Origin of the sequence: Staphylococcus hsinchuensis (assembly GCF_038789205.1) — a bacterium.
In the GTDB taxonomy this organism is placed as follows: Bacteria; Bacillota; Bacilli; order Staphylococcales; family Staphylococcaceae; genus Staphylococcus; species Staphylococcus hsinchuensis.
The window spans coordinates 2,076,079-2,103,047 of sequence record NZ_CP128355.1 but is presented as its reverse complement, the minus strand read 5'-3'; the positions used below and the strand labels follow the sequence as shown (position 1 = coordinate 2,103,047).

The 26,969-nt window shown below is 36.8% G+C and carries 19 protein-coding genes, 28 tRNA genes, 3 rRNA genes and 1 pseudogene; 47 read left to right on the top strand and 4 right to left on the bottom strand.

Going from position 1 to position 26,969, the window contains the following annotated elements; translation table 11 throughout:
* Nucleotides 1-20: 20 nt before the first annotated feature.
* The 4 genes from recX to QQM35_RS10525 are packed head-to-tail and all read left to right on the top strand — an operon-like array spanning nt 21 to nt 3,564.
* On the top strand, nt 21-839 hold the full coding sequence (gene recX / locus QQM35_RS10540) for a recombination regulator RecX (protein ID WP_251942707.1): 819 nt from the start codon (nt 21-23) through the stop codon (nt 837-839).
* Nucleotides 817-1,131, top strand: a complete 315-nt coding sequence (locus QQM35_RS10535; RefSeq protein ID WP_251518515.1) for a YfhH family protein — start codon at nt 817-819, stop codon at nt 1,129-1,131. The genes recX and QQM35_RS10535 overlap by 23 nt, the downstream gene beginning before the upstream one ends.
* Nucleotides 1,132-1,146: 15 nt before the next feature.
* Nucleotides 1,147-2,679, top strand: coding sequence for an ATP-binding cassette domain-containing protein (locus tag QQM35_RS10530; RefSeq protein WP_251518517.1), 1,533 nt, complete (start codon nt 1,147-1,149; stop codon nt 2,677-2,679).
* 9 nt (nt 2,680-2,688) lie between these two features.
* The gene (locus QQM35_RS10525; protein ID WP_251518519.1) at nt 2,689-3,564 is read left to right on the top strand and encodes a sugar ABC transporter permease; all 876 of its coding nucleotides are present in this window, start codon (nt 2,689-2,691) and stop codon (nt 3,562-3,564) included.
* Nucleotides 3,565-3,639: 75 nt separating this feature from the next.
* On the opposite strand, the pseudogene QQM35_RS10520 reads toward QQM35_RS10525, so the two are convergent.
* A pseudogene (locus tag QQM35_RS10520) lies at nt 3,640-4,617 on the bottom strand (metal-dependent hydrolase).
* 122 nt (nt 4,618-4,739) lie between these two features.
* Here QQM35_RS10520 and mutY point away from each other — a divergent pair.
* The 3 genes from mutY (at nt 4,740) to QQM35_RS10505 (ending at nt 8,378) form a co-directional block, all read left to right on the top strand.
* The gene (mutY, locus tag QQM35_RS10515) at nt 4,740-5,786 is read left to right on the top strand and encodes an A/G-specific adenine glycosylase (protein ID WP_251519070.1); all 1,047 of its coding nucleotides are present in this window, start codon (nt 4,740-4,742) and stop codon (nt 5,784-5,786) included.
* Nucleotides 5,787-5,851: 65 nt separating this feature from the next.
* A complete protein-coding gene (ntdP, locus tag QQM35_RS10510) occupies nt 5,852-6,394 on the top strand; it encodes a nucleoside tri-diphosphate phosphatase (RefSeq protein WP_232163077.1) in 543 nt (180 codons plus the stop codon).
* Between the two features lie 247 nt (nt 6,395-6,641).
* Nucleotides 6,642-8,378 (top strand): ABC transporter ATP-binding protein, encoded by a 1,737-nt coding sequence (locus QQM35_RS10505; RefSeq protein ID WP_251518521.1) that lies wholly within the window; start codon nt 6,642-6,644, stop codon nt 8,376-8,378.
* Nucleotides 8,379-8,674: 296 nt separating this feature from the next.
* Here the strand turns inward: QQM35_RS10505 and QQM35_RS10500 are convergent, their stop codons facing one another.
* Entirely contained in the window at nt 8,675-9,769 is a 1,095-nt protein-coding gene (locus tag QQM35_RS10500) for an FUSC family protein (RefSeq protein WP_251518523.1), read from the bottom strand.
* 72 nt (nt 9,770-9,841) lie between these two features.
* Nucleotides 9,842-11,131, bottom strand: coding sequence for a glutamate-1-semialdehyde 2,1-aminomutase (locus tag QQM35_RS10495; RefSeq protein WP_251518525.1), 1,290 nt, complete (start codon nt 11,129-11,131; stop codon nt 9,842-9,844).
* 81 nt (nt 11,132-11,212) lie between these two features.
* Between QQM35_RS10495 and bcp the strand changes: the two genes are divergently transcribed.
* The 34 genes from bcp to QQM35_RS10325 all read left to right on the top strand — a co-directional run bounded on the left by bcp (nt 11,213) and on the right by QQM35_RS10325 (nt 21,364).
* On the top strand, nt 11,213-11,668 hold the full coding sequence (gene bcp, locus QQM35_RS10490; RefSeq protein WP_251518527.1) for a thioredoxin-dependent thiol peroxidase: 456 nt from the start codon (nt 11,213-11,215) through the stop codon (nt 11,666-11,668).
* A gap of 4 nt (nt 11,669-11,672) precedes the next feature.
* The gene (locus tag QQM35_RS10485; protein ID WP_251942714.1) at nt 11,673-12,623 is read left to right on the top strand and encodes a phosphoglycerate dehydrogenase; all 951 of its coding nucleotides are present in this window, start codon (nt 11,673-11,675) and stop codon (nt 12,621-12,623) included.
* Between the two features lie 95 nt (nt 12,624-12,718).
* Nucleotides 12,719-13,177: a peroxide-responsive transcriptional repressor PerR gene (gene perR, locus QQM35_RS10480; RefSeq protein ID WP_251518538.1), complete on the top strand. Its 459-nt coding sequence runs from the start codon at nt 12,719-12,721 to the stop codon at nt 13,175-13,177.
* Between the two features lie 726 nt (nt 13,178-13,903).
* Nucleotides 13,904-15,453 (top strand): 16S ribosomal RNA (locus tag QQM35_RS10475).
* A 102-nt stretch (nt 15,454-15,555) separates the two neighbouring features.
* A tRNA-Ile gene (locus QQM35_RS10470) sits at nt 15,556-15,632 on the top strand.
* Between the two features lie 22 nt (nt 15,633-15,654).
* Nucleotides 15,655-15,730: transfer RNA gene (locus QQM35_RS10465), tRNA-Ala, on the top strand.
* 171 nt (nt 15,731-15,901) lie between these two features.
* Nucleotides 15,902-18,823: ribosomal RNA gene (locus tag QQM35_RS10460) — 23S ribosomal RNA — on the top strand.
* 77 nt (nt 18,824-18,900) lie between these two features.
* A 5S ribosomal RNA gene (gene rrf, locus QQM35_RS10455) occupies nt 18,901-19,015 on the top strand.
* Together the 16S, 23S and 5S rRNA genes with 28 tRNA genes alongside form the textbook arrangement of a ribosomal RNA operon.
* 8 nt (nt 19,016-19,023) lie before the next feature.
* Nucleotides 19,024-19,099: transfer RNA gene (locus tag QQM35_RS10450), tRNA-Val, on the top strand.
* 13 nt (nt 19,100-19,112) lie between these two features.
* A tRNA-Thr gene (locus QQM35_RS10445) sits at nt 19,113-19,188 on the top strand.
* Nucleotides 19,189-19,194: 6 nt separating this feature from the next.
* Nucleotides 19,195-19,270 (top strand) — tRNA-Lys (locus QQM35_RS10440).
* Between the two features lie 13 nt (nt 19,271-19,283).
* Nucleotides 19,284-19,365 (top strand) — tRNA-Leu (locus tag QQM35_RS10435).
* A 3-nt stretch (nt 19,366-19,368) separates the two neighbouring features.
* Nucleotides 19,369-19,443: transfer RNA gene (locus tag QQM35_RS10430), tRNA-Gly, on the top strand.
* A 7-nt stretch (nt 19,444-19,450) separates the two neighbouring features.
* A tRNA-Leu gene (locus QQM35_RS10425) sits at nt 19,451-19,539 on the top strand.
* A gap of 11 nt (nt 19,540-19,550) precedes the next feature.
* A tRNA-Arg gene (locus tag QQM35_RS10420) sits at nt 19,551-19,624 on the top strand.
* Nucleotides 19,625-19,632: 8 nt separating this feature from the next.
* A tRNA-Pro gene (locus QQM35_RS10415) sits at nt 19,633-19,706 on the top strand.
* Nucleotides 19,707-19,723: 17 nt separating this feature from the next.
* Nucleotides 19,724-19,799: transfer RNA gene (locus QQM35_RS10410), tRNA-Ala, on the top strand.
* Between the two features lie 39 nt (nt 19,800-19,838).
* Nucleotides 19,839-19,912 (top strand) — tRNA-Met (locus QQM35_RS10405).
* Nucleotides 19,913-19,940: 28 nt separating this feature from the next.
* Nucleotides 19,941-20,014 (top strand) — tRNA-Ile (locus tag QQM35_RS10400).
* 11 nt (nt 20,015-20,025) lie between these two features.
* Nucleotides 20,026-20,118: transfer RNA gene (locus tag QQM35_RS10395), tRNA-Ser, on the top strand.
* A gap of 30 nt (nt 20,119-20,148) precedes the next feature.
* Nucleotides 20,149-20,241, top strand: a tRNA-Ser gene (locus tag QQM35_RS10390).
* A gap of 14 nt (nt 20,242-20,255) precedes the next feature.
* Nucleotides 20,256-20,329, top strand: a tRNA-Met gene (locus tag QQM35_RS10385).
* A gap of 9 nt (nt 20,330-20,338) precedes the next feature.
* Nucleotides 20,339-20,414: transfer RNA gene (locus QQM35_RS10380), tRNA-Asp, on the top strand.
* A gap of 4 nt (nt 20,415-20,418) precedes the next feature.
* Nucleotides 20,419-20,491 (top strand) — tRNA-Phe (locus QQM35_RS10375).
* Between the two features lie 7 nt (nt 20,492-20,498).
* Nucleotides 20,499-20,574, top strand: a tRNA-Thr gene (locus tag QQM35_RS10370).
* 6 nt (nt 20,575-20,580) lie between these two features.
* Nucleotides 20,581-20,664 (top strand) — tRNA-Tyr (locus QQM35_RS10365).
* Between the two features lie 11 nt (nt 20,665-20,675).
* Nucleotides 20,676-20,749 (top strand) — tRNA-Trp (locus QQM35_RS10360).
* 2 nt (nt 20,750-20,751) lie between these two features.
* Nucleotides 20,752-20,824: transfer RNA gene (locus tag QQM35_RS10355), tRNA-His, on the top strand.
* A 14-nt stretch (nt 20,825-20,838) separates the two neighbouring features.
* Nucleotides 20,839-20,910: transfer RNA gene (locus tag QQM35_RS10350), tRNA-Gln, on the top strand.
* 5 nt (nt 20,911-20,915) lie between these two features.
* Nucleotides 20,916-20,989, top strand: a tRNA-Cys gene (locus QQM35_RS10345).
* Between the two features lie 8 nt (nt 20,990-20,997).
* Nucleotides 20,998-21,072: transfer RNA gene (locus QQM35_RS10340), tRNA-Gly, on the top strand.
* Between the two features lie 9 nt (nt 21,073-21,081).
* A tRNA-Gly gene (locus QQM35_RS10335) sits at nt 21,082-21,156 on the top strand.
* A 9-nt stretch (nt 21,157-21,165) separates the two neighbouring features.
* A tRNA-Gly gene (locus QQM35_RS10330) sits at nt 21,166-21,240 on the top strand.
* Between the two features lie 40 nt (nt 21,241-21,280).
* Nucleotides 21,281-21,364: transfer RNA gene (locus tag QQM35_RS10325), tRNA-Leu, on the top strand.
* Between the two features lie 342 nt (nt 21,365-21,706).
* Here QQM35_RS10325 and QQM35_RS10320 read toward each other — a convergent pair.
* The gene (locus QQM35_RS10320; RefSeq protein ID WP_342610387.1) at nt 21,707-22,000 is read right to left on the bottom strand and encodes a hypothetical protein; all 294 of its coding nucleotides are present in this window, start codon (nt 21,998-22,000) and stop codon (nt 21,707-21,709) included.
* 358 nt (nt 22,001-22,358) lie between these two features.
* Between QQM35_RS10320 and QQM35_RS10315 the strand changes: the two genes are divergently transcribed.
* From QQM35_RS10315 to QQM35_RS10290, 6 genes are all read left to right on the top strand, one after another.
* On the top strand, nt 22,359-23,426 hold the full coding sequence (locus QQM35_RS10315; protein WP_251519539.1) for a PTS transporter subunit IIC: 1,068 nt from the start codon (nt 22,359-22,361) through the stop codon (nt 23,424-23,426).
* A gap of 247 nt (nt 23,427-23,673) precedes the next feature.
* Nucleotides 23,674-24,801: a tRNA epoxyqueuosine(34) reductase QueG gene (gene queG, locus QQM35_RS10310; protein ID WP_342610386.1), complete on the top strand. Its 1,128-nt coding sequence runs from the start codon at nt 23,674-23,676 to the stop codon at nt 24,799-24,801.
* 5 nt (nt 24,802-24,806) lie between these two features.
* The gene (trmL, locus tag QQM35_RS10305; protein WP_251519545.1) at nt 24,807-25,277 is read left to right on the top strand and encodes a tRNA (uridine(34)/cytosine(34)/5-carboxymethylaminomethyluridine(34)-2'-O)-methyltransferase TrmL; all 471 of its coding nucleotides are present in this window, start codon (nt 24,807-24,809) and stop codon (nt 25,275-25,277) included.
* Nucleotides 25,278-25,456: 179 nt separating this feature from the next.
* Nucleotides 25,457-26,056: a 6-phosphogluconolactonase gene (locus QQM35_RS10300; RefSeq protein ID WP_251519547.1), complete on the top strand. Its 600-nt coding sequence runs from the start codon at nt 25,457-25,459 to the stop codon at nt 26,054-26,056.
* A gap of 22 nt (nt 26,057-26,078) precedes the next feature.
* Nucleotides 26,079-26,249 (top strand): SAS053 family DNA gyrase inhibitor, encoded by a 171-nt coding sequence (locus QQM35_RS10295; protein WP_251519555.1) that lies wholly within the window; start codon nt 26,079-26,081, stop codon nt 26,247-26,249.
* Nucleotides 26,250-26,387: 138 nt separating this feature from the next.
* A complete protein-coding gene (locus QQM35_RS10290; RefSeq protein ID WP_251519557.1) occupies nt 26,388-26,807 on the top strand; it encodes a hypothetical protein in 420 nt (139 codons plus the stop codon).
* Nucleotides 26,808-26,969 lie beyond the last annotated feature (162 nt).

Here is a 26,969-nt window from a genome sequence, read left to right as displayed (position 1 = left end):
TATAAATTGGAGTGAATATGATGCCGAAGATAACTAAAATTGAAGTACAAAAAAAGAATAAAGAACGCTTTAATCTATATTTAGATGACGAGTTTGAAATGGGTATTGATGTAAATACCTTTGTTCATTTTAATTTAAAAAAAGGACAAATTGTTGATGCTAAAGATATGCAGCAAATTCAAGATTTCGAACAATATAGACAGGCGATTAATGATGCAATACAGTACATATCATATCGAAAGAGAACGGATTATGAAGTGCAACAACATTTAGCACAAAAAGACTTTTCAGATACAGTTATCGCACAAGTGATTGATTACTGTTATGAGCAAAGATTACTTGATAATAGAGATTATGCAAATAGCTTAAAAAATACGATGTTACTAACTACTGATAAAGGGCCTACTGTTTTTAAGCAAAAGTTAGTGAAAGCAGGCGTTTCGCCTTCAATTATAGAAGATTATGTAAGACGCTATGAAGAAGAACAGCCATTGGATGATATTGTTAAAGTAGCTGCTAAGATTTCCAAACAGAAGAAGGGCCCCGAAATAAAAGTAAAAGAGAAAGTCACGCAATCATTAATGCAAAAAGGCTATACATTTGAACGCATCAATGATGTTTTTGAAGAATTAGATATTTCTCAATCCGAAGATGAATTAAATCATTTATTGCAACGAGATTTGGAAAAATCTTATAATAAATATGCACGAAAATATGAAGGCCAAAAACGTGTAAATAAAACGATAGAAGCCCTTATGAGGAAAGGCTATAAATATGATAAAATTAAAGACAAATTAGAAGAGAGTGGAATTATAGATGGAACAGAAGAAATTGAGTGAAATGAGCGAAATTGAATTAAGACATGAGATACAAGGGTATAAGGAAAAGATGCGTAAAGCAGAGATGAATGGAATATATAATGAATATGACGTTTATCAAAGTAAATTAATAGTAGCAGAAAGTTATTTGATAGACCGTAACAAAGTTGAAATAGGTAAAATTTATAAACTTAATGATGGTTCAGACAATTATTTTAAAGTGGAACGTCTGAAAGGTATTTTTGCTTGGGGTTTTAGAATTAATAGCTCCAAACCTGAAGAAGGTTTACCGCTCGCATTATTAAAAATTTAGAAGGATGAAGATAGGATGGGAAGTTCAATTATATTAAAGTTACTTAATGTAACTACTTATTATAGAGATAAAAAAGCACCTAAATGGTATTTACCCTATGGATATGGTGCCAACGATATAGAATTGAATAATATCAGCCTACATATTTACAAAGGTGAAGCGTTAGCAATTATAGGTGAAGCAGAATCATCTAAAGCACTCATTGGTAGATTGTTGAGTGGTGAAATTAAACCTGACAAAGGTAAAGTTGTGCGTAAAAGAGATGTCTTTTTTGCAGATATTTCTGATAAGAAACAACAAGATGACACGGTTCATAATTACGTGTCTGAAGCTGTTTCACTTTTCTCTGATAATGGAAAAACTAACAAAACTGAAGAACTAATTAAAGAAGCACAACTGAATGAACAGACGTCTCAACAAATTAATCAACTTTCTGATATTTCTTATGCTAATTTATTATTTGTACTAGCAAAGCATTCAAAAGCAAGTGTGATTATTTTTAATCATATAATTGAACATTTAGATGATACATTTGTTGAACAAGCAATAGCTTTAAGCGAATCATACATAGAAGACAATTTAACGATTATTTCAATTGATGATAATCTTGAACGCGTTGAACAAACTTCAAATTACGCGACATGGATATCACATGGTCAATTGAGGATGACAGGTTCTGTGAGCGAAGTATTTTCACAATATAGAGAACATGAATCTGATTGGCAATCATTAGAAACGGAAGATGAAAGATCCAACTTTGATTTGGATTGGAAGAAAAAAAGAACGCGTGTACCTGAATTATCATATAATTTCAGACGTACAGAGAGATATGAGCATATTAATACGCCTCACGCGATTACAAGATTTTGGACTATATTATTATCTTGTTTAGCTGCACTTCTTTTTGTCGCAGTGTTGTTATTTAATAATGTAGGCGTAATGAATATGGGGAATGATGTTAACCATGCTTCAATTCAAACAAAACATAAAGATACTTATGAAGAGAAACTCGCATATGGAATTAATTTAAAGAATAAGGTAAAACTTAAAGGCTTGAATCACAATAAAAATATATCTGCAAAACGTTATGCATTTTTAACGATCACTGGTGAGAACAGTAAAAACTATCGAATTATCCTTGATAATAAACAATATACAATTCCTAAAAATCAAATACGTTACTTTGACCCAGCAGGTTTATTTGAAAAACACAGTTTAAAAGCTTTATCACCATATATTCATTCAAAATATAGTAAATTCAATGAATTCTACAACGGCAATTTGCATAAATCACATAAAAAAGTGACTGATTCATTAAAACCAAAAGATGATAAAGATAATCGCTTAGTAACACCAATTTTACAACAACCAATGTCTATGATCTTTAACGATCGAAATGACTTAACAGGATTTGTAGTTCCAATTAAAGATAAAGCAAAATTAAAGAAAAAGTTTAATATAGATAGTGATTTTTGGATAGTAAAATCAGGAGATGGTTATTTCATGGCAGATGTGAAAAATAATAAATGGATATATATTGAATTGTAGGTGTAATGAATGTCAGAGATAAAAAATAATGTTTTCAAAAGAATGCCATCTTTCTTTAAAATTGCGATAAATCAATTCAAAGCACAATGGCTTTGGTTCATTATCCCATTCGCTGTAAGTTTAATTATGCTTGGAATAATGATGTTAGTATTTAACCTTAATCAAACTGACGAAGTTAAACAAGCCAATGGTTATTTTAGGTTAGCTGGTATATTCAGTTTTGCAATGATCATCATCACAATTTATAAAAATTATACGTCATTTAAAAAGCACTATTATGTCAACAAATTATTTAACATAAATCCTATTTATTATTTCGTTGTTGTTTCTGCTATTACAAGCATATTAATGTTGATTGCTGTAACGGCAATTGCTTTAGTCATGCCAGTAAATTTAGAACATTCATTTTTATCATTATTATATTATGTAATTATGTCATTTATATTTATGGTAGTGGCATCAACCATTTTCGGATTGTTAACCGTTATTAGAAAAAATGTAAAGTTTCTGTTTATTATAATTACTGTTATTTCTTTTTTAATGGTACCTATCATTTTTATACCAAATAATAGTAATTCTATATTGATACATTTGTTTATGTTAAATCCATTTTTCTATTTAATACAAGGTATTGCGCAATCAGTAGTACTAGGTAGAGAAAGTTTGAAAAACTTACCTTATCATTTATATTTCTATATATGGATTGGATTTGGCATATTTATTATTTTCACTTTAAATAGAATAGTGGCACATAAAAAACATCATCAAAAACTATTAGATCAAGAAAAGATGGCAACTACTAATAAAGATTATCAAGAAAAAAATGATACAGAAGACAATGATACAAGTGAAACTACTTCATCAGAAAATATAACTACAAAGTAAACTCATAAATCAAAAAGGGAGCAAGACGGAAATCTAAAAGTTGTAATTAGATTTCAACGTCTTGCTCCTTTTGTTTTAATTAGCAAACAATTTCTTTTGTAATTTATCTTCACTAAATACCCAACCGATATAAGAATGATCAATTTGATTGTGTTGGTTTAAATGGACAATAGCTACGAAAGAGTAGTGATCTTTCCTTAAATAACGCAAATCAATCAAACGAACTTCTGTCGTATTATCATCTAATGTTGTAGTTTGCCAACGATAAATGGAAGAGAAATTAAGAAATGTCTTAACGTTTTTATCATCTTTAACGTAGTTTAATAGTTCTTCACTGAGTGATGGTTGGCGTTTTGTTTTGTCGCTAAAGACAACATTTTTGCCAAAGCTTCTTCCAACATAATCATGAGCTTCAGTTTGAATTGCAACACGCCACTCCATAAAACGGATTGTAGGTGCCACAAAGATTTTGACTGGTTTATGCTCATTTTGAATTTGTCTTAAAGCTTGTTCTTTGATAAGGGCTTGCATTCTAAATCTAATAATGTAATATACAACAAGTAATGCTACTATTGGAAAGAAAACTGCATAGGGATGTACACCCATAACCCAAATCATAATTCCAATACATCAAATGGCAAAGATTATTGGATCAAAGGTATTGATTACACTGAGTTGTATCCATTTTGTAGAAATTGGTCTGAGCGCTTGCGTCCCATATGAGTTAAAAATATCTACAAAAACATGTAAGAATACAGCCAATTGTGCCCATAACCATATATGTGTAACATCTATGTTTTTGAAAAATATATAAACCAATAGTGCGATTAATAATGGCCAAAATAGTGTAAAAGGAATTGAATGTGTAATGCCTCTATGATGTGTAATATAAGTGGCGTTATTTTTTAACTTTAAAACGGTGTCACTATCAGGTATTAAAGAACCACCAACTAAAGTGGTTGCGGTGGCAGCAAAGGGGCCAGCCATAGCTGGATCTTGGGTAGCTAAAGCAGATAGGGCGACACCCATTGCAATGTGAGTAGCTGTGTCCATATATTTTCACTCATTTCATGTCGAATTTATATTTATTATAAGCGATGTGCTTTTATATTAAAAATAACAGAGTTATATACACAACCAATAATTTTAAATAATAAGAGAAAGAGATGTTTTTTATGTATTCCGAAGCTAATTTTAAATCAAAATTAATACATTGGTTTGATGAAAACCAACGTCAAATGCCTTGGAGAGAAACGACGAATCCGTATTATATCTGGCTCAGTGAAGTCATGTTACAACAAACACAAGTAAATACTGTAAGAGAATATTACTTAAAATTCATTAATCGTTTTCCTACAATAAGTGATTTAAGCAAAGCTGAAGAAGATGAAGTTTTAAAATATTGGGAAGGGTTAGGCTATTATAGTCGTGCTCGAAATTTCCATACAGCAGTTAAAGATGTAGATGAAAATCATGCCGCTACTGTTCCAAGAGATCCAGAAATATTTAAGAAACTAAAAGGTGTGGGACCTTATACGCAAGCTGCTGTCATGAGTATTGCATTCGATCAACCTTTGGCTACTGTTGATGGTAATGTATTTAGAGTTTGGTCTAGATTAAATAACGACAACAGAGATACGAAATTGCAATCAACACGTAAGGCATATGAGATAGAATTATCGCCTTATGTACAAAGTCAATCTGGCACGTTTAATCAAGCGATGATGGAACTAGGTGCATTGGTTTGCACACCAAAAAATCCTCTTTGTCTATTTTGTCCGGTACAACAACATTGCGAAGCATTTGAACAAGGAACGGTATCAGAATTACCTGTGAAATCAAAAAAGATTAAAAAGAAAAACGTAAAACAACATGTGTATATTATTAAAAATCTTAATGACGAAGTGCTCATTGAAAAGCGTAAGGCAAAATTACTGAACAATATGTGGGAGTTCCCAATGTATGAAGCCACTGCATCTGAGGGTATAAATCAAGCTTTAAATATTGATATTCCAATTTCAACAACACCGATAAAACATTTGAAACATCAATTTACTCATTTAACGTGGGATATAGATGTGTTCGAAGCCAAGACAGCCGTGGATCATACAAAAACAGAACTACCTGAAGAAATGACATGGATGAAAATGACAGATAAAGAAATGTATAATTTTCCAGTAAGTATGACGAAAATTTATGAATTTATTAAGAAACAATTTTAGATTCGTGGTTAAACTCAGACTTATGTTATAATGCTCTATGTAAAAAATAAAAGGTGGTGTGGAGCATGGTAAAAGAGTCCATACCTAAAGAAGGTCAGACAATTAAAATACAAAGTTATAAACATGATGGTAATATCCACCGTGTTTGGTCTGAAACTACAATTTTAAAAGGTACGGATCATGTTGTTATAGGTGGTAATGACCACACACTCGTTACTGAGAGTGATAGTCGCACTTGGATTACCAGGGAACCTGCAATCGTATATTTCCATTCAGAATACTGGTTTAATGTGATATGCATGTTCAGAGAAGATGGTGTTTACTATTATTGTAATTTATCTTCTCCATTCGTATGTGATGAGGAAGCGTTAAAATACATCGATTACGATTTAGATATCAAGGTTTATCCAAATGGAAAATACCATCTATTAGACGAGGATGAATATGAACAGCATATGAAACAAATGAATTATTCATCAGATATTGATAAGATTTTAAGAAGAAATGTAGATATCCTTCAACAATGGATAGAACAGAAGAAAGGTCCCTTTGCTCCAGATTTTATTAAAGTGTGGCGCGAAAGATATAAAAAAGTAAGAAATTATTAAGCACATTTGATGTATAAAAGTTAATTATCGTTTATAGTGAAGTGCGTGAGACAGAAATTGTAAGGTTGAGACAAATGATTTAGTATACTGAAGGCCATATACAGCGTACTAATTTGTCCCATCCTCTATAAATGTAATCGCTATATAAACATAATTAACTCTCAGTCATTGTGCGTTTACAACAGCCTAGTTGAATGATCAACATAGGCTGTTTCATTTGTTTAATAATAAGGAGGTAAATCAGATTATGATTCGCAGATATTTGCAATTTGTTAAGCCTTATAAATGGCGAATCATTGCCACGATAATAATCGGTATAATTAAATTTGGTATACCTATGTTGATACCTCTTTTAATAAAGTTTGTAATTGATGACGTCATTAATAACAGCGGAATTACAACAAACGAGAAGTTTATGAGACTTGGTATTGCATTAGGTATTGCCTTGTTTATTTTTGTCATTGTGCGTCCACCAATTGAGTTCTTACGTCAATATTTAGCGCAATGGACAAGTAACAAAATATTATATGATATTCGTAAGAAATTATATACGCATTTACAAGCACTAAGTGCACGATTTTATGCAAATAATCAAACTGGGCAAGTCATTTCACGTGTTATCAATGATGTGGAACAAACGAAAGACTTTATTTTAACTGGTTTGATGAACATCTGGTTAGATTGTGTGACTATCGTCATCGCATTATCTATTATGATCTTTTTAGATTTCAAATTGACACTGGCAGCAGTACTTATTTTCCCAGTTTATATATTAACCGTTTATTTCTTCTTTGGACGTTTAAGAAAATTAACACGTAAAAGATCACAAGCTTTAGCGGAAGTACAAGGCTTTTTACATGAACGTGTTCAAGGTATGTCTATTATTAAAAGTTTTGCCATCGAAGATAACGAGGCAAGAAACTTTGATAAACATAATAAACATTTCTTAGAGAGAGCATTTAACCATACACGATGGAATGCCTATTCATTCTCTGCAATCAATACAGTGACAGATATTGGTCCGCTCATTGTCATTGGTGTTGGTGCATACTTTGCTATTACCGGATCAATTACTGTAGGTACGTTAGCAGCATTCGTCGGTTATTTAGAGCAACTCTTTGGTCCGTTGAGACGTCTTGTTTCTTCATTTACGACATTGACGCAAAGCTTTGCATCAATGGATCGTGTATTCCAATTAATGGATGAAGATTACGATATAAAAAATAAAAAAGGTGCCCAACCGATTGAAATTAAAAAAGGGAATATTGAATTAAATGATGTAAGCTTTAAATATAACTATAACGAAGCAAAAGTATTAAAAAATATCAATCTAAATGTTAACCAAGGTGAAACTGTTGCCTTTGTAGGTATGAGTGGTGGCGGTAAATCAACTTTAATTAATTTAATCCCTCGTTTTTATGACGTATCAGAAGGTGAAATTAAGATTGATGATACAAATATTAAGTCATACTTAACAGGAAGCTTGAGAAACCAAATCGGTTTAGTTCAACAAGACAATATTCTGTTCTCAGATACGATTAAAGAGAATATATTATTAGGTCGACCTGATGCTACAGAGGACGAAGTGATTGAAGCGGCTAAGATGGCTAACGCACATGATTTTATTATGAACTTACCTGAAGGTTACGATACAGAAGTAGGGGAAAGAGGCGTAAAACTATCAGGTGGTCAAAAGCAACGTGTTTCAATTGCTCGAATCTTCCTAAATAATCCACCAATTATTATTCTTGATGAAGCGACAAGTGCACTTGATTTAGAAAGTGAATCAATTATTCAAGAAACACTTAACATATTGAGTGAGAACCGTACGACGTTGATCGTAGCTCACAGACTTTCTACAATTACACATGCAGATAAGATTGTAGTATTAGAAAATGGTCAAATTGTAGAAACAGGTACGCATCAAGAACTCATAGATAAAAAAGGTGCTTACGAACATCTTTATAGCATTCAAAACTTATAGAAGAATATTTATTGATATATTAAAAGTAAGATATATATCTTTGAAAGAGCCCATCCAAAAGATTATTAATTTAACCTTTTGGATGGGTTATTTTTATAAAAAATGCTATTAATCGCTTACGTAAAAATCTCAGTACCTAAAACATTCCGTATCTATATCATTGATACATTATATTTTATAATGAGTACATTTAGATAGGTGCCTTGCAATTAATAAAAAAGGCAATTTCTATATTGTTTTAATAGAAATCGCCTTTTCCACGTGTGAAAATATTTCATGTAATAGTTATTTTTAGATTATAAATCAAAATCTTCTTCGTAAATATCAATTTCATTATCATTTCTATGATAGGAGAAAAAGCTCATACGCAAACGATCAAGATGTTCTAAGATATGGTGATATTCCTCGATAGCAGAAATAATTTGCATCACATTTGAATAAGTATAGCCATCTTGATATGGGTCTTTAATGATTTCTTTAATATATGCATCAATTAAATCTTTCTTTTGAGGGTTTTGTATTTGTGTATCAAGTTGACACACATCATAACGTGCTTTTTTAGATAGACTTATGAAAATCTGTTCATGATACGCAATCAAATCATCGATTTCTAGTTTGATTTGCAATAATAATTCTTGATTTAAGTTATGCAAATCGTTTTGATAACGGTTCATTTTCTTTAAGACTTCATAAGCTTGACGTGTACTACGCACGACCTCTTTGAAAAGTATCTTTTTTCTATTTTGTGAATAAGTTTTCTTTTTCGACCATGGCTTTTCTTCTGCATAATAAGCATAAGTTTGTTCAAGTTTGTTAATCCTTTTGCTAATAAGCCCTCTGTCTTCTTTAATATTATGGTAATCGGAAGTATCATTGAGTACTAATTTAAACCACACGAAAATATCAGAGCATATATTTAATGCATTATAGTAAATCTTAGATTCAAATTTTGGTGGTAAAAATAAAAGATTGACGAGGGAAGAACTGGTTACACCTATCATTACAAGTATAAAACGGTAAAATGCAGAAACATAGAAATTTCCGGTGTGCTGTCCCATTATAATTAAAGCTGTCACACTTGCTAACGTAGCAACATGAGCTAAATTAAATTGGAATAAAAGTGCAATGAGTAAAATAACAGTTACACCCATAATTACAACATTATCGCCAAATATTGTAACCATTGCAACAGCGAGTAAGGCACCAACAAAGTTACCAAGTGCTTGTTCGGATACGGTCTTAAGTGAACGATAGACACTTGGTTGCATTGCTACCACAGCACTGACCCCAGCTATTGCTTTTAAACCAGCTTCATTCGGTAATAGAGAAGCGATAAACAAAGCAAGTATAATGGCTATACCTGTCTTAAGAATACGAGCTCCTAATTTCAAACGTACCGCTCCTTCATTATATTTATTTGTAGTTAATACTTGTTATACAATGATAATGAATAAAATTCAAGTTTATTTCATTTGACTGAATGCGTAATCTGCTGCATCTAATGTTTCGTCTATATCTTTTTCTGTATGTTCTGTTGTTAAGAACCATGCTTCAAACTTAGACGGTGCAAGGTTAATACCTTGATGTAACATGAGTTTAAAGAATTGAGCAAAGGCTTCACCGTCTGTATTTTCTGCTTGATCATAATTGCTTACTTTTTCATCAGTAAAATAGAGTGTTAAAGCACCATAAACTCTGTTGACAGTTGCTTTAATTTGATGTTTTTGAATAAGTTTGTTTAAACCTTCTTCTAAACGTTGGCCAAGTTGGTCTAGCTTGTCGTAAACGCCATCTTGTTCTAACACTTCAAGTAAGGCAATTCCTGCTTTCATTGAAAGTGGATTACCAGCCATTGTACCAGCTTGATAAGCAGGACCTAATGGGGCTACTTGTTCCATAATGTCTTGATTACCACCATATCCACCAATCGGTAGTCCGCCGCCAACGATTTTACCAAATGCAGTTAAATGTGGGTACACTTTATATAAATCTTGTGCAGCCCCATAATGGAAACGAAACGCAGAAATAACTTCATCATAAATCACTAAACTCCCATTATCGTGTGTGAGCTGATTTACTTCTTCTAAAAAGCCAGGCTTCGGTTCTACCATACCGAAATTTCCAACTATAGGTTCTACTAATACGGCAGCAATTTCATCTCCCCAATGTTCTAAAGCTTCCTTATAAGCTTCAATATCGTTATAAGGGACGGTAATAACTTCTTTGGCAACGCTTTGTGGCACACCAGCTGAATCTGGAGAGCCTAATTGAGAAGGGCCACTGCCGGCTGAGACTAACACTAAATCAAAATGTCCATGATATTGACCTGCAAATTTAATAATCTTATTTCGATTCGTATAAGCACGGGCGATACGAATTGTTGTCATTACTGCTTCAGTTCCAGAATTTACAAAACGAATCTTTTCCAATGAGGGAACGGCTTCTCTTAATTTTTTAGCAAAGTCAATTTCAATTTCAGTAGGTGTACCATACAACACGCCTTGTGCAGCTTGTTCTTGAATTGCTTTTGTAATGTGTGGGTGAGCATGGCCAGTAATAATTGGTCCATAAGCTTGTAAATAATCGATGTATTTATTTCCATCAACATCATATAAATATGCACCTTCACCAGAGCGCATCATTACAGGAGCGCCTCCACCTACAGCTTTGTATGAGCGAGAAGGAGAATTTACGCCACCTAATATATATTCGTCAGAGAATTTTTGAAGTCTTTCACTTTCGTTAAAATTCATGTGTATCAACCTCTTGTAATTTAATATTTTCGACTATTATCGTATCATAAAATAAAGTATAAACAGAAATAGGTGAGACATATGTTACAAAAAGGAGATCAGTTTCCACAATTTAATTTAGAAAATCAAAATGGTGAAATCATTTCAAAAGACGCATTAAAAGGAAGTAAAGTGATTCTATACTTTTATCCAAGAGATAATACGCCTACATGTACGACAGAAGCTTGTGATTTTCGTGATAATATTGCCTTATTTAATGAAGCAAATGTGAAAGTTTATGGTATAAGTGGAGATTCAAAGCGAAAACATCAAAATTTTATTAATAAACTAGATTTGAATTTTGATTTACTCGTAGATGAAGATTATAAATTATCTGAAGAACTTGGCGTTTATCGAGAGAAGAAAGCATTCGGTAAAACTTCGATGGGAATTGTAAGAACAACTTTTGTTCTTGATGAAGATGGAACAGTTCTTGACCTTATAGAAAACGTTAAAGTTAAAACACAAATGCAACAATTAAAAGATATATTGGGGTGATAGAATGAAAGTGGTTGGATTAAGAAGATTAGGAGATATGGAAGATAAGCTACAACAACAATTTAAAGATGTTGATTTCATTTTTACCGATGGCGTATCCGAAGTAAAAAAGGAAGATCAAGATGATTTAGATATTATATTTGGTTATGATGGCAACATATCTCAATCCTTTCTAGAACAATGCCCTCAATTAAAATGGATTGCTTGGTACTCAACTGGTGTAAATAATTTACCACTTAAATATATAGATGAAAATAACATTTTATTAACGAATGGTAGAGGGATCCATGCGAAACAAATGGCAGAATTTATAATCGGCTTTATTTTAGACGACTATAAAATGATGAGAACGTCTTATGATAATCAAAATAATAGAAAGTACGATTCAAAGATTACTGCACCTATGGTTAAAGGAGAACGTATACTATTTTTAGGAACTGGCAATATCGCTCAACGTACCACTACTATTGCAAAAGCACTCGGTCTTCATATTACTGGTGTAAACACATCTGGTAGATCAGTTAAAGATTTTGAAAAAACGTATGCAATTGATGACCTAAATGAAGCGCTAGAACAAGCGGATATTGTAGTAAATACTTTGCCTGAAACTGAGAAAACAGTTCACCTACTTAACAAAGCACATTTTGAACGTATGAAAGATACTGCTCTGTTTATTAATGTAGGTAGAGGTACAATTGTTAAAGAAGAGATAATTATCAATGCATTAAAAGAACGACTAATAAGATATGCATATTTAGATGTATTTGAAAATGAACCCCTGAAATCCAATAATCCATTATATGACCTTGAAAACGTAACGATAACTGCACATATAACAGGAAATGGAGCAGATCACAGTAAAGAAGCGACACTATTATTCATGGATAATTTATCCCATTTTCTCAATTACGGTAAGTTAATTGAGAATGAAGTCGAACCACAAAATGGTTATTAAGTTGATTCTGACATTGTTTATTGACATTCCACACTTTTAACAGTTATATTAATATTAAGTAATAATCATTATTAAATAGAAAGATGGTGAGGGAAATGAGTGCAGAAATGGATACAATTGAACACGAATTAGAAGATTCGATTGCTACATTAAGACAAGCCGGGATTAGAATTACTCCCCAGAGACAAGCAATTTTAAAATTTATGATTGCTTCGCATACACATCCAACTGCAGATGAAATTTATCAAGCACTTTCACCAGATTTTCCTAATATAAGTGTTGCTACAATATACAATAATTTACGTGTTTTTAAAGAAACAGGTATAGTCAAAGAATTACCATATGGTGATTCTTCTAGTCGTTTCGATTTTAATACACATAACCATTATCATGTTATATGTGAACAGTGTGGTAAGATTGTTGATTTCCATTATCCACAATTGGATGAAGTTGAGCAATTAGCCCAACACGTAACTGACTTTAATGTAACGCATCACCGTATGGAAATTTATGGTCTGTGTAAAGAATGCCAAGATAAAAAATCTAACAGTTAATTGAAATCTTAAGCTGTGGTTTCTAAAGTGATTGCTAAGATATAACAGCTTTATGAAACCATGATTGTTATGTTAAGGATAAGACATTGAATTGTCTTATCTTTTTTTATTTTCACAAAGTTTATATACGCTGAGAAACAAGTGCTTAGTAGTGGTTGTATGCAAATAAGGCTTTTTTAATAGAAGAAATGAGAAATGGCTAGTTATTTATATCTAATCTCGTCAATGTAAAGTAATAAAAGAGGCGTTATTAATATAAAGATTTACATAGTCATTTACACTATATTTACATTTAATACAATTAAACAATAATAAAACGTTTGAAAGGTAAAATTAAACTAAAAATATCCTTGAATATGATTGACTATGCTATTTAAAGTTGATATTATAAAAAAGTCGTCAAAACAAGAGCGACAAAAACAGTATTAGCCTTTCCTTATCAATTCAAAAAAGTGTAAAATTGATACTTGTTAATTGGTTGAGAAGGTAATACAATAGAAAACGTTGAGTTCAAAAAAACACAACAAACTTAATAAATAAAAAAGAATTTTATTATTGACTTAATATTTACTTAATGTTAGAATAAATTCTTGTAACGTGAAAAAATGAACATTGAAAACTGAATGACAATATGTCAACGTTAATTCCAAACACAACAACTTAAAGTTGTTAAAAAGTGTTGAAGAAACACATTTAGTATTATGAGCTAATCAAACATCATAAATTTTTATGGAGAGTTTGATCCTGGCTCAGGATGAACGCTGGCGGCGTGCCTAATACATGCAAGTCGAGCGAACAGATAAGGAGCTTGCTCCTTTGACGTTAGCGGCGGACGGGTGAGTATCACGTGGGTAACCTACCCATAAGACTGGAATAACTCCGGGAAACCGGGGCTAATGCCGGATAATATTTAGAACCGCATGGTTCTAAAGTGAAAGATGGCCTTGCTATCACTTATGGATGGACCCGCGCCGTATTAGCTAGTTGGTAAGGTAACGGCTTACCAAGGCAACGATACGTAGCCGACCTGAGAGGGTGATCGGCCACACTGGAACTGAGACACGGTCCAGACTCCTACGGGAGGCAGCAGTAGGGAATCTTCCGCAATGGGCGAAAGCCTGACGGAGCAACGCCGCGTGAGTGATGAAGGTCTTCGGATCGTAAAGCTCTGTTATTAGGGAAGAACAAATGCGTAAGTAACTGTGCGCGTCTTGACGGTACCTAATCAGAAAGCCACGGCTAACTACGTGCCAGCAGCCGCGGTAATACGTAGGTGGCAAGCGTTATCCGGAATTATTGGGCGTAAAGCGCGCGTAGGCGGTTTTTTAAGTCTGATGTGAAAGCCCACGGCTCAACCGTGGATGGTCATTGGAAACTGGAAAACTTGAGTGCAGAAGAAGAAAGTGGAATTCCATGTGTAGCGGTGAAATGCGCAGAGATATGGAGGAACACCAGTGGCGAAGGCGACTTTCTGGTCTGCAACTGACGCTGATGTGCGAAAGCGTGGGGATCAAACAGGATTAGATACCCTGGTAGTCCACGCTGTAAACGATGAGTGCTAAGTGTTAGGGGGTTTCCGCCCCTTAGTGCTGCAGCTAACGCATTAAGCACTCCGCCTGGGGAGTACGACCGCAAGGTTGAAACTCAAAGGAATTGACGGGGACCCGCACAAGCGGTGGAGCATGTGGTTTAATTCGAAGCAACGCGAAGAACCTTACCAAATCTTGACATCCTTTGATCGCTCTAGAGATAGAGTTTTCCCCTTCGGGGGACAAAGTGACAGGTGGTGCATGGTTGTCGTCAGCTCGTGTCGTGAGATGTTGGGTTAAGTCCCGCAACGAGCGCAACCCTTAAGCTTAGTTGCCATCATTAAGTTGGGCACTCTAGGCTGACTGCCGGTGACAAACCGGAGGAAGGTGGGGATGACGTCAAATCATCATGCCCCTTATGATTTGGGCTACACACGTGCTACAATGGACAATACAAAGGGCAGCTAAACCGCGAGGTCAAGCAAATCCCATAAAGTTGTTCTCAGTTCGGATTGTAGTCTGCAACTCGACTACATGAAGCTGGAATCGCTAGTAATCGTAGATCAGCATGCTACGGTGAATACGTTCCCGGGTCTTGTACACACCGCCCGTCACACCACGAGAGTTTGTAACACCCGAAGCCGGTGGAGTAACCTTTGGAGCTAGCCGTCGAAGGTGGGACAAATGATTGGGGTGAAGTCGTAACAAGGTAGCCGTATCGGAAGGTGCGGCTGGATCACCTCCTTTCTAAGGATATATTCGGAACATCTTCTACGAAGATGAAACGGAATAACAACGACATATTGTATTCAGTTTTGAATGCTCATTTTGAGCGTTTAAATACGAAATGGGCCTATAGCTCAGCTGGTTAGAGCGCACGCCTGATAAGCGTGAGGTCGGTGGTTCGAGTCCACTTAGGCCCACCATTTCATATAAACTTTATATAACGGGGGCTTAGCTCAGCTGGGAGAGCGCCTGCTTTGCACGCAGGAGGTCAGCGGTTCGATCCCGCTAGTCTCCACCATTATAATTATTGTACATTGAAAACTAGATAAATAAGTAAAATAATGATTTTACCAAGCAAAACCGAGTGAATAGCGTGTATACGCTTGAATTCAAAAAATAATCGCTAGTGTTCGAAAGAACACTCACAGATTAATAACGTTTGCTTTTTAGTCTTTTGACTAAAAACATAGATTAAGTTATTAAGGGCGCACGGTGAATGCCTTGGCACTAGAAGCCGATGAAGGACGTTACTAACGACGATATGCTTTGGGGAGCTGTAAGTAAGCTGTGATCCAGAGATTTCCGAATGGGGAAACCCAACACGAGTTATGTCGTGTTATCGATATGTGAATACATAGCATATCCGAAGGTAGACGCGGAGAACTGAAACATCTTAGTACCCGCAGGAAGAGAAAGAAAAATCGATTCCCTGAGTAGCGGCGAGCGAAACGGGAAGAGCCCAAACCAATGAGCTTGCTTATTGGGGTTGTAGGACACTCTCTACGGAGTTAGAAAAGAATAGATTAGACGAAGTAACTGGAAAGTTACATCAGAGAAGGTAATAATCCTGTAGTCGAAAATCTGTTCACTCTTGAGTGGATCCTGAGTACGACGGAGCACGTGTAATTCCGTCGGAATCCGGGAGGACCATCTCCTAAGGCTAAATACTCTCTAGTGACCGATAGTGAACCAGTACCGTGAGGGAAAGGTGAAAAGTACCCCGGAAGGGGAGTGAAATAGAACTTGAAACCGTGTGCTTACAAGTAGTCAGAGCCCGTTAATGGGTGATGGCGTGCCTTTTGTAGAATGAACCGGCGAGTTACGATCTGATGCAAGGTTAAGCAGCAAATGTGGAGCCGTAGCGAAAGCGAGTCTGAATAGGGCGTTGAGTATTTGGTCGTAGACCCGAAACCAGGTGATCTACCCATGACCAGGCTGAAGTTCAGGTAACACTGAATGGAGGGCCGAACCGACTTACGTTGAAAAGTGAGCGGATGAGTTGTGGGTAGCGGAGAAATTCCAATCGAACCTGGAGATAGCTGGTTCTCTCCGAAATAGCTTTAGGGCTAGCCTCAAGTGATGATTATTGGAGGTAGAGCACTGTTTGGACGAGGGGCCCTTCTCGGGTTACCGAATTCAGACAAACTCCGAATGCCAATCAATTTAACTTGGGAGTCAGAACGCGAGTGATAAGATCCGTGTTCGAAAGGGAAACAGCCCAGACCACCAGCTAAGGTCCCAAAATATATGTTAAGTGGAAAAGGATGTGGCGTTGCCCAGACAACTAGGATGTTGGCTTAGAAGCAGCCATCATTTAAAGAGTGCGTAATAGCTCACTAGTCGAGTGACACTGCGCCGAAAATGTACCGGGGCTAAACATATTACCGAAGCTGTGGATTGTCCGTAGGACAATGGTAGGAGAGCGTTCTAAGGGCGTTGAAGCATGATCGCAAGGACATGTGGAGCGCTTAGAAGTGAGAATGCCGGTGTGAGTAGCGAAAGACGGGTGAGAATCCCGTCCACCGATTGACTAAGGTTTCCAGAGGAAGGCTCGTCCGCTCTGGGTTAGTCGGGTCCTAAGCTGAGGCCGACAGGCGTAGGCGATGGATAACAGGTTGATATTCCTGTACCACCATGATTCGTTTTAAGCGATGGGAGGACGCAGTAGGATAGGCGAAGCGTGCTGTTGGAGTGCACGTCCAAGCAATAAGACTGAGTGTTAGGCAAATCCGACACTCATAAGGTCAAGTTGTGATGGGGAGAGGAAATTGTTTCCTCGAGTCGCTGATTTCACACTGCCAAGAAAAGTCTCTAGCTAGAATACTGGTGCCCGTACCGCAAACCGACACAGGTAGTCAAGATGAGAATTCTAAGGTGAGCGAGCGAACTCTCGTTAAGGAACTCGGCAAAATGACCCCGTAACTTCGGGAGAAGGGGTGCTCTTTAGGGTGCAAGCCCAGGAGAGCCGCAGTGAATAGGCCCAAGCGACTGTTTATCAAAAACACAGGTCTCTGCTAAACCGTAAGGTGATGTATAGGGGCTGACGCCTGCCCGGTGCTGGAAGGTTAAGAGGAGTGGTTAGCTTCTGCGAAGCCACGAATCGAAGCCCCAGTAAACGGCGGCCGTAACTATAACGGTCCTAAGGTAGCGAAATTCCTTGTCGGGTAAGTTCCGACCCGCACGAAAGGCGTAACGATTTGGGCACTGTCTCAACGAGAGACTCGGTGAAATCATAGTACCTGTGAAGATGCAGGTTACCCGCGACAGGACGGAAAGACCCCGTGGAGCTTTACTGTAGTCTGATATTGAAATTCGGCACAGCTTGTACAGGATAGGTAGGAGCCTTAGAAACGTGAGCGCTAGCTTACGTGGAGGCGTTGGTGGGATACTACCCTTGCTGTGTTGGATTTCTAACCCGCACCATTAATCATGGTGGGAGACAGTGTCAGATGGGCAGTTTGACTGGGGCGGTCGCCTCCTAAAGAGTAACGGAGGCGCTCAAAGGTTTCCTCAGAATGGTTGGAAATCATTCATAGAGTGTAAAGGCATAAGGAAGCTTGACTGCGAGACCTACAAGTCGAGCAGGGTCGAAAGACGGACTTAGTGATCCGGTGGTTCCGCATGGAAGGGCCATCGCTCAACGGATAAAAGCTACCCCGGGGATAACAGGCTTATCTCCCCCAAGAGTTCACATCGACGGGGAGGTTTGGCACCTCGATGTCGGCTCATCGCATCCTGGGGCTGTAGTCGGTCCCAAGGGTTGGGCTGTTCGCCCATTAAAGCGGTACGCGAGCTGGGTTCAGAACGTCGTGAGACAGTTCGGTCCCTATCCGTCGTGGGCGTAGGAAATTTGAGAGGAGCTGTCCTTAGTACGAGAGGACCGGGATGGACATACCTCTGGTGTACCAGTTGTCGTGCCAACGGCATCGCTGGGTAGCTATGTATGGACGGGATAAGTGCTGAAAGCATCTAAGCATGAAGCCCCCCTCAAGATGAGATTTCCCAACTTCGGTTATAAGATCCCTCAAAGATGATGAGGTTAATAGGTTCGAGGTGGAAGCGTAGCGATACGTGGAGCTGACGAATACTAATCGATCGAAGACTTAATCAATTTTTAAACGTTTTGTTTGGTTTCATTCATTTTACTTATTATCTAGTTTTGATTGTATAATTTCATACATTGCATTGTCTGGTGACAATGGCAAGGAGGTCACACCTGTTCCCATGCCGAACACAGAAGTTAAGCTCCTTAGCGCCGATGGTAGTCGGACTTACGTTCCGCAAGAGTAGGACGTTGCCAGGCAATTATTCGGAGGATTAGCTCAGCTGGGAGAGCATCTGCCTTACAAGCAGGGGGTCGGCGGTTCGAACCCGTCATCCTCCACCATTTAAATACATTAGCCGGCCTAGCTCAACTGGTAGAGCAACTGACTTGTAATCAGTAGGTTGGGGGTTCAAGTCCTCTGGCCGGCACCATGTTTTGAGCCATTAGCTCAGTTGGTAGAGCATCTGACTTTTAATCAGAGGGTCAGAGGTTCGAATCCTCTATGGCTCACCATTTGAATTTACATGCGGGTGTGGCGGAATTGGCAGACGCACTAGACTTAGGATCTAGCGCCTTACGGCGTGGGGGTTCGACTCCCTTCACCCGCATATGCAGAAGTAGTTCAGCGGTAGAATACGACCTTGCCAAGGTCGGGGTCGCGGGTTCGAATCCCGTCTTCTGCTCCATTATAGTGCCGGGGTGGCGGAACTGGCAGACGCACAGGACTTAAAATCCTGCGGTGAGAGATCACCGTACCGGTTCGATTCCGGTCCTCGGCACCATTTAAATTTTTGCGCCCGTAGCTCAACTGGATAGAGCGCTTGACTACGGATCAAGAGGTTATGGGTTCGACTCCTATCGGGCGCGTTAGTTTACGGGAAGTAGCTCAGCTTGGTAGAGCACTTGGTTTGGGACCAAGGGGTCGTAGGTTCGAATCCTGTCTTCCCGATAACCAAATAAAATATTGGGGGCTTAGCTCAGCTGGGAGAGCGCCTGCTTTGCACGCAGGAGGTCAGCGGTTCGATCCCGCTAGTCTCCACCATGTTTTTAATATAAATTAAATACTGATAAATTCAATATCGGCGGTGTAGCTCAGCTGGCTAGAGCGTACGGTTCATACCCGTGAGGTCGGGGGTTCGATCCCCTCCACCGCCATCATATTTTATTTATAAATTATATTTTAGGACCTTTAGCTCAGTTGGTCAGAGCTAACGGCTCATAACCGTTCGGTCGCAGGTTCGAATCCTGCAAGGTCCATATAATTTTTTGGAGGAATACCCAAGTCCGGCTGAAGGGATCGGTCTTGAAAACCGACAGGGGCTTAACGGCCCGCGGGGGTTCGAATCCCTCTTCCTCCGCCATTTTTACAATTTAATACTTTTTATTTTAATGGAGGAATACCCAAGTCTGGCTGAAGGGATCGGTCTTGAAAACCGACAGGGGCTTAACGGCCCGCGGGGGTTCGAATCCCTCTTCCTCCGCCATTAAATAACATTATCGCGGGATGGAGCAGTTCGGTAGCTCGTCGGGCTCATAACCCGAAGGTCGGTGGTTCAAATCCGCCTCCCGCAATTATATTTAGGTCCCGTAGTGTAGCGGTTAACACGCCTGCCTGTCACGCAGGAGATCGCGGGTTCGATTCCCGTCGGGACCGCCATTATGGTTCAGTAGCTCAGTTGGTAGAGCAATGGATTGAAGCTCCATGTGTCGGCAGTTCGACTCTGTCCTGAACCATTCATATGCCGGCCTAGCTCAACTGGTAGAGCAACTGACTTGTAATCAGTAGGTTGGGGGTTCAAGTCCTCTGGCCGGCACCATCTCATGGAGGGGTAGCGAAGTGGCTAAACGCGGCGGACTGTAAATCCGCTCCTTCGGGTTCGGCAGTTCGAATCTGCCCCCCTCCACCATTAGTTAAAATAGGGGCATATTTCAACGGTAGAATAGAGGTCTCCAAAACCTTTGATGTGGGTTCGATTCCTACTGCCCCTGCCATGGCGGTTGTGGCGAAGTGGTTAACGCATCGGATTGTGGTTCCGACACTCGTGGGTTCGATTCCCATCAACCGCCCTTAATAACATTAATGGGCTATAGCCAAGCGGTAAGGCAACGGACTTTGACTCCGTCACGCGCTGGTTCGAATCCAGCTAGCCCAGTTATTGGCGGCATAGCCAAGTGGTAAGGCAGAGGTCTGCAAAACCTTTATCACCGGTTCAAATCCGGTTGCCGCCTCCATGAAATATGCGGGAGTAGTTCAACTTTTAGAACACGTTCCTTCCCGGAACGAGGTATAGGTGCAAGTCCTATCTTCCGCTCCATTTTAATATGCGGGAGTAGTTTAACTCTTAGAACACGTTCCTTCCCGGAACGAGGTATAGGTGCAAGTCCTATCTTCCGCTCCATTTTAATATGCGGGAGTAGTTTAACTTTTAGAACACATTCCTTCCCGGAATGAAGTATAGGTGTAAGTCCTATCTTCCGCTCCATTTGATTGCTTCCGTTATGGAAGTTTTTTGTTTATCTAAAGCCGGTGTGGCGGAATTGGCAGACGCGCGGGACTCAAAATCCCGTTCCATTTATGGAGTGTCGGTTCGAACCCGACCACCGGTATTCATTTAACATCATAAAGCATCATTTTATTTTAGGAATCCCACAACCACGGGGTTCCGTTTTTTTATATAATCCATTAAGTATCAATATTTTGGACAACGAGTGGACAACAAGGCTATTTTTAAGTGGCCATTGTCCAAAAACACTTGAGACCGGTGGGACTCTAAGGATTGAGAGGTACAAAAAAATATTTTTATAGACATTGCCATAATTCAACTGTTTTTATTGTGGACGTTGTTCAGAATAGCTATTTTCTGTAAGATACAAAAGGTTAAAAGTCATAAAAGTAAAACCCCACCTTAAAAGGTGGGGTTTTTTATTTAAATTTATTTGGATATTTTTCTAATATTTCTTTTGGTATTTTATCTTTAGAAACTTTTTTGTATCTACGATAACTCCTTTACCATCTGTCGTATGTACACGTATGATGTCACCATGTTGATACTTTTGGTTTGAGGTTAAATCATATACTTTCATAGTATTGTCTTTAGCTACTAAGTTATAAGCTGTTTTATTATCAGAGGATATAACACCATAATAATATTCATCTTCGTTTAAGTATTGAAAACCACCTATAATCAAACCAATAAATAAGGCCGGGATAAGCAAAAGTATTATTATAAATAGTTTTTTCATGTTGTTCTCCTTTTCCTAGATTGAAAACTTATTATATATTTAATTGATAAAACAAACATCATACTTAAGCCTTATTTTGATTAATCCAATTTAAATGTCATATTTATATAAATTGGATTTATTTTTAATTTTTTTAAGCCTACACCTAATTCTAAAATTAAACAATTATTCTACTGATTTACGATAGCAATACGATTATTTTCAAGTTGTGAAGATTATCTCAAATTTATTTGAGAATGATAAGTCGTACGATGTTTATTTTTCTGAAACTATTTCTATATTTAATCAAAATTTATATTGTAGTTTTTGTTAATTTATAATATTATTAGTCTAATGTTTTAATACGGAGGTCAAAAGCATGTCGACAAGTAAAAATGCCTCAATGACAGGCAAACAATTTTTCAGTAATATTTTACAAGCGGTTGGAGCAGGGGTAGTTATTGCTTTGTTACCTAATGCGCTACTTGGGGAATTATTAAAGTTCTTTAAAACTGGTAACCTTTTATTGGAAAATATTTATCAATTTGTAGTACTCATTCAATCATTTATGGCTTTTATTATTGGAGTTTTAGCGGCACATCAATTTAAATTTAATGGCCCAGGTGCTGCTATGACTGGAGTTTCTGCCATGTTAGGCAGTGGTGCTGTTGTTATTTCTGAAGGTGGCTTTATGTTGAAAGGTATAGGAGATATAATTAATACGATTATTGTTGTTATTATTGCTTGTTTCTTCTATATGTTATTACAAAATAAGCTCAGTTCATTAGAAATGATTATTTTACCTGTTTTAATACCAGTACTAAGTGGAATCATAGGTATTTTTACTTTGAAATATGTTTCTCACATAACAAAAGCTTTAGGTAATATGGTAAATACATTCACAGAGCTCAATCCGTTGTTAATGTCTGTATTAATATGCGTAACCTATGCATTATTGATGGTTACACCTATATCAGTAGTGGCTATTGCAACTGCAATTAGTTTGTCTGGTTTAGGAAGTGGCGCGGCAAATATGGGTATTGTAGCTGCTTGTGTAACGTTCTTATTTGGTTCACTTCGCATTAATGGTGCTGGCGTGAATATCGTGTTATTGATAGGTGCAGCTAAAATGATGATTCCAGTTTACTTTAAGCATTTGATTATCGCTGTACCGCTAGCTATTAATGGTATTATATGTGGACTCGTTGCTTACTTTATCGATATTAAAGGCACGCCAATGTCTGCAGGATTTGGTTATACAGGTCTCGTTGGTCCTATTAATGCATTTAACCGTATGGATGGAGACCCAACAATGAATATTATACTTTTAGTTATAGGCTACTTAGTTATTCCATTTACTTCAGGATATCTTGTGCATCAATTATGTAAAAAGATATTACCTCGATATTCAGATGAAATATACAAATTTGAAATTACAAATCAATAAATTTATTTAATTAAGATCCAGTTTGCAAGTAATCTTGTAAACTGGTTTTTTAATAATATAAGCAACTTTTACGTTTACGAGTTTTCACATTTCCTTTAAAAATCATTAACAATATAGGAGTAATTTTAGAATAGAAATAGATAGTGAGAGTGAGGTACAAGTTTAAAATAGTAAATTCTCAATGCTTTTATTTAAAATAATGTGTTAAAATGTCACGTGTATGTTTTTTAATATGGGGTGTAAATTAGTGAATATTAAACAATTAAAGCAAGATGTAATTAACTATGCTCACTCAATTGGTATAGATAGTATTGGTTTTACAACGGCAGACCCTTTTGATGAGATGAAACAAAAGCTCGTTGATTATCATGAAAAAGGTTATGCTTCTGGTTTTGAAGAGTCAGACATAAATTTGCGTACAGAGCCTAAATTATCATTGCCAACTGCTCGGTCGATTATTGCAATTGCAGTCGGTTATCCAAATAAATTAAAGGGTGCCCCACGAAGTAAACGAGGAGACCGTAGAGGTATGTTTGCACGTGCTTCATGGGGTCAAGATTATCATACGATTATGCGAAAAAGATTGGATAAATTAGCAGAGTATCTCCAATCACGAGTGCCTGATGTAGAGATACAGTCGATGGTAGATACTGGCGTACTGTCAGATAGAGCAGTTGCAGAAAGAGCTGGGCTCGGATATGTAGGTAGAAATGGATTTGTCATAAATCCAGATTTAGGTACATGGACCTACCTCGGAGAACTGTTAGTTAGCATCCCGTTCGAGCCAGATGACCCACTACTTGATAGTTGTGGTGATTGTACGATTTGTGTTGATCGTTGTCCAACAGGCGCACTTGTAGGTGATGGTCAATTAAATAGTCAAAAGTGTATCAGTTTCTTAACCCAGACAAAAGGCTATTTGCAAGATGAATACCGTTATAAAATTGGTAATAGACTTTACGGCTGCGACACGTGCCAACAAGTTTGTCCTAGAAATAAAGGCATCAATACACAACATGATGATATCGTATTAGAACCTGAGATCTTGAAACCAAGACTTGTCCCATTATTGAAAATGAGTAACAAAGAGTTTAAAAATACGTATGGACATCTAGCAGGTGCATGGCGTGGAAAGAAACCTATACAGCGTAATGCTATAATCGCATTAGCACACTTTAATGAAGAATCAGCAATCCCGGATTTACAAGATGTGGCAATCAATGACCCACGCCCGATGATTAGAGGCACAGCATATTGGGCGATTGGGCAAATACAAGGAGAAACAGCCAGACCTTTTATTAATCAACATTATGATAAAGAGTTAGAAGAAGTCCAACAAGAAATGATTAAAGGGCTTGAAATGAGGAGCGAATAACAAAAATGACAAATCATATTGTATTATTTCAACCAGAAATCCCTGGTAACACCGGAACAATTGCGCGTACTTGTGCAGGTACTGATACAAACCTACATCTAATTAAACCATTAGGCTTTAGCACAGATGATAAGATGTTAAAACGTGCAGGATTAGACTATTGGGATACTGTAAATATCACTTATCATGAAAGTATAGAAGCGTTCTTTGAAGATACTGAAGGAGCTTATTATTTGATCACAAAATTTGGCGATCATATTTATTCAGATTTTGACTTTTCTGATGTGGAACAAGATCATTATTTTATTTTTGGAAGAGAAACGACAGGGTTACCTGATTGGGTTAAAGACGCATATAATAATACTGCGTTACGTATTCCAATGAATGATAATATTAGATCTCTGAACTTATCAAATACTGCATCTTTAATTATATATGAAGTTTTAAGACAGCAAGATTTTCCAAGTTTGAAATAAAAGTTAATAAATAAATGAAATATTTAGTTTAAATTTGTATAATGAAAGTAAGTAGTTTAAATGGCTAATTCGTAGACTTGAGTAATTGACTCTAATTAGTTTACTTATACAATGATACGGGTATGTATAAAAATAATACTATAACGTGTCTTAAAAGAATAAGAGGAGTGTAAATCGATATGGCAATGAATTTTAAAGTTTTAGAAAATGAACATGACGTAGCTGTATATACTGCAGACATTTTAAGAAAACAATTTAATAACAATCCAACAACAATCGCAGGTTTCCACCTTGCAAAAGAAAGTGCACCTGTATTAGATAAATTAAAGAAAAATGTTGATAGACATGCAGTTGATTTCAGTCAAGTAAACATTTTAGATTATGATGATAAAAAATCATATTTTTCTGCATTAGGCGTACCTGAAAGCCAAGTTTATAACGTTTCATTCGGTGAAGATACTGAATCATTTATCAAAGACAAAATGAAAACAAAAGAAAATAAAGGTAAATTAATTACACAAGTACTTTCAATGGATTCACATGGTAAATTAGATATTAGTGTTAAGCAAGGTTTATTCTCAGCTCGTGAAGTAATCTTAGTCGTTACTGGTCATGACAAAAAAGAAGTTGTGCATAAATTATATGAAGAAAACGGTCAATCAAGCTTTGAACCATCAGATTTAAAAGCACACCGTATGGTTAACGTAGTGCTTGATAAAGCAGCTGCAGAAGGCTTACCTGAAGACGTTAAACAATATTTCACAGCACGCTTTGCATAAGTAAAAATTGTGAGGTGTTAATATGACTACTGACAAGCACAATGAACATCAACATACTGATACTGAAAATGAAATGGTAGACGGTTACGATGATGTTGTAGAACTTGGCAAAGAAATGGAACAAATTTCTGAAGAAAATGATGAAGACAAATTAAATAAAACGCATGATTCAGAAGTACGTTCGGATTTATGATTTCTTAAATGAGGCTTCATGATGAGTTAGTAATTCATCATGAGGTCTTTTTTATGCTTGTAACAATAAAACATATCATCAAGAAATTTGAATATGTTATGATGATAATATTATTTATATTAAGGAGATTTATTATAAATGCTTAAAAATTATTGGAAGTATACGATGATAGCAGCATTTATTGTTAATTTAATTTCTATAAAAGGATTTCCAATGGCAATAGGTGCAATCTATCTCCCGATACTATTTAAAGTCATACAAATGCAGATTAATTTATCACAAGGTCTCGTTGATCAAGTGAACGCCTCTACATTTGTAAAAAGTAATCGCACAGGTGTCATTATAAGTGTATTATGTTGTATGTTTGTGACAGTGTTACTATTTAAACCATTAAATGGTTTCTATGAAAGTTTAACGGGTATATTAGGTTTCTTAATTACGATTAGTCCCGTTCTAATGGTGATTGGTGCAATCTTATTAATTTTAACCGCTATTGGCATCATTCAAGCTGCAAAAGCCCAATTTGATGGGGTGACGATAACAAAAGATAGAAAATAATTAGGAGAAATTGAACGTTCTAATAGGGCTTTCGAATTCCTACCTAATTGATAAAGAGTCTGAGACATCTATTTTTGCCTCAGACTCAATTTTTTTATAGTAAAAATTAAATTACGATGATTATGAAAACGCTACATATTACAATTGCCCCTTTAAAATAGT

Bases quoted from the DNA above. Each gene is read 5' to 3' on its own strand.
- recX (WP_251942707.1), top strand. From the start codon at position 21: ATGCCGAAGATAACTAAAATTGAAGTACAAAAAAAGAATAAAGAACGC.
- QQM35_RS10535 (WP_251518515.1), top strand. From the start codon at position 817: ATGGAACAGAAGAAATTGAGTGAAATGAGCGAAATTGAATTAAGACAT.
- QQM35_RS10530 (WP_251518517.1), top strand. From the start codon at position 1,147: ATGGGAAGTTCAATTATATTAAAGTTACTTAATGTAACTACTTATTAT.
- QQM35_RS10525 (WP_251518519.1), top strand. From the start codon at position 2,689: ATGTCAGAGATAAAAAATAATGTTTTCAAAAGAATGCCATCTTTCTTT.
- mutY (WP_251519070.1), top strand. From the start codon at position 4,740: ATGTATTCCGAAGCTAATTTTAAATCAAAATTAATACATTGGTTTGAT.
- ntdP (WP_232163077.1), top strand. From the start codon at position 5,852: ATGGTAAAAGAGTCCATACCTAAAGAAGGTCAGACAATTAAAATACAA.
- QQM35_RS10505 (WP_251518521.1), top strand. From the start codon at position 6,642: ATGATTCGCAGATATTTGCAATTTGTTAAGCCTTATAAATGGCGAATC.
- QQM35_RS10495 (WP_251518525.1), bottom strand. From the start codon at position 11,131: ATGAATTTTAACGAAAGTGAAAGACTTCAAAAATTCTCTGACGAATAT.
- bcp (WP_251518527.1), top strand. From the start codon at position 11,213: ATGTTACAAAAAGGAGATCAGTTTCCACAATTTAATTTAGAAAATCAA.
- QQM35_RS10485 (WP_251942714.1), top strand. From the start codon at position 11,673: ATGAAAGTGGTTGGATTAAGAAGATTAGGAGATATGGAAGATAAGCTA.
- perR (WP_251518538.1), top strand. From the start codon at position 12,719: ATGAGTGCAGAAATGGATACAATTGAACACGAATTAGAAGATTCGATT.
- QQM35_RS10320 (WP_342610387.1), bottom strand. From the start codon at position 22,000: ATGAAAAAACTATTTATAATAATACTTTTGCTTATCCCGGCCTTATTT.
- QQM35_RS10315 (WP_251519539.1), top strand. From the start codon at position 22,359: ATGTCGACAAGTAAAAATGCCTCAATGACAGGCAAACAATTTTTCAGT.
- trmL (WP_251519545.1), top strand. From the start codon at position 24,807: ATGACAAATCATATTGTATTATTTCAACCAGAAATCCCTGGTAACACC.
- QQM35_RS10300 (WP_251519547.1), top strand. From the start codon at position 25,457: ATGGCAATGAATTTTAAAGTTTTAGAAAATGAACATGACGTAGCTGTA.
- QQM35_RS10295 (WP_251519555.1), top strand. From the start codon at position 26,079: ATGACTACTGACAAGCACAATGAACATCAACATACTGATACTGAAAAT.
- QQM35_RS10290 (WP_251519557.1), top strand. From the start codon at position 26,388: ATGCTTAAAAATTATTGGAAGTATACGATGATAGCAGCATTTATTGTT.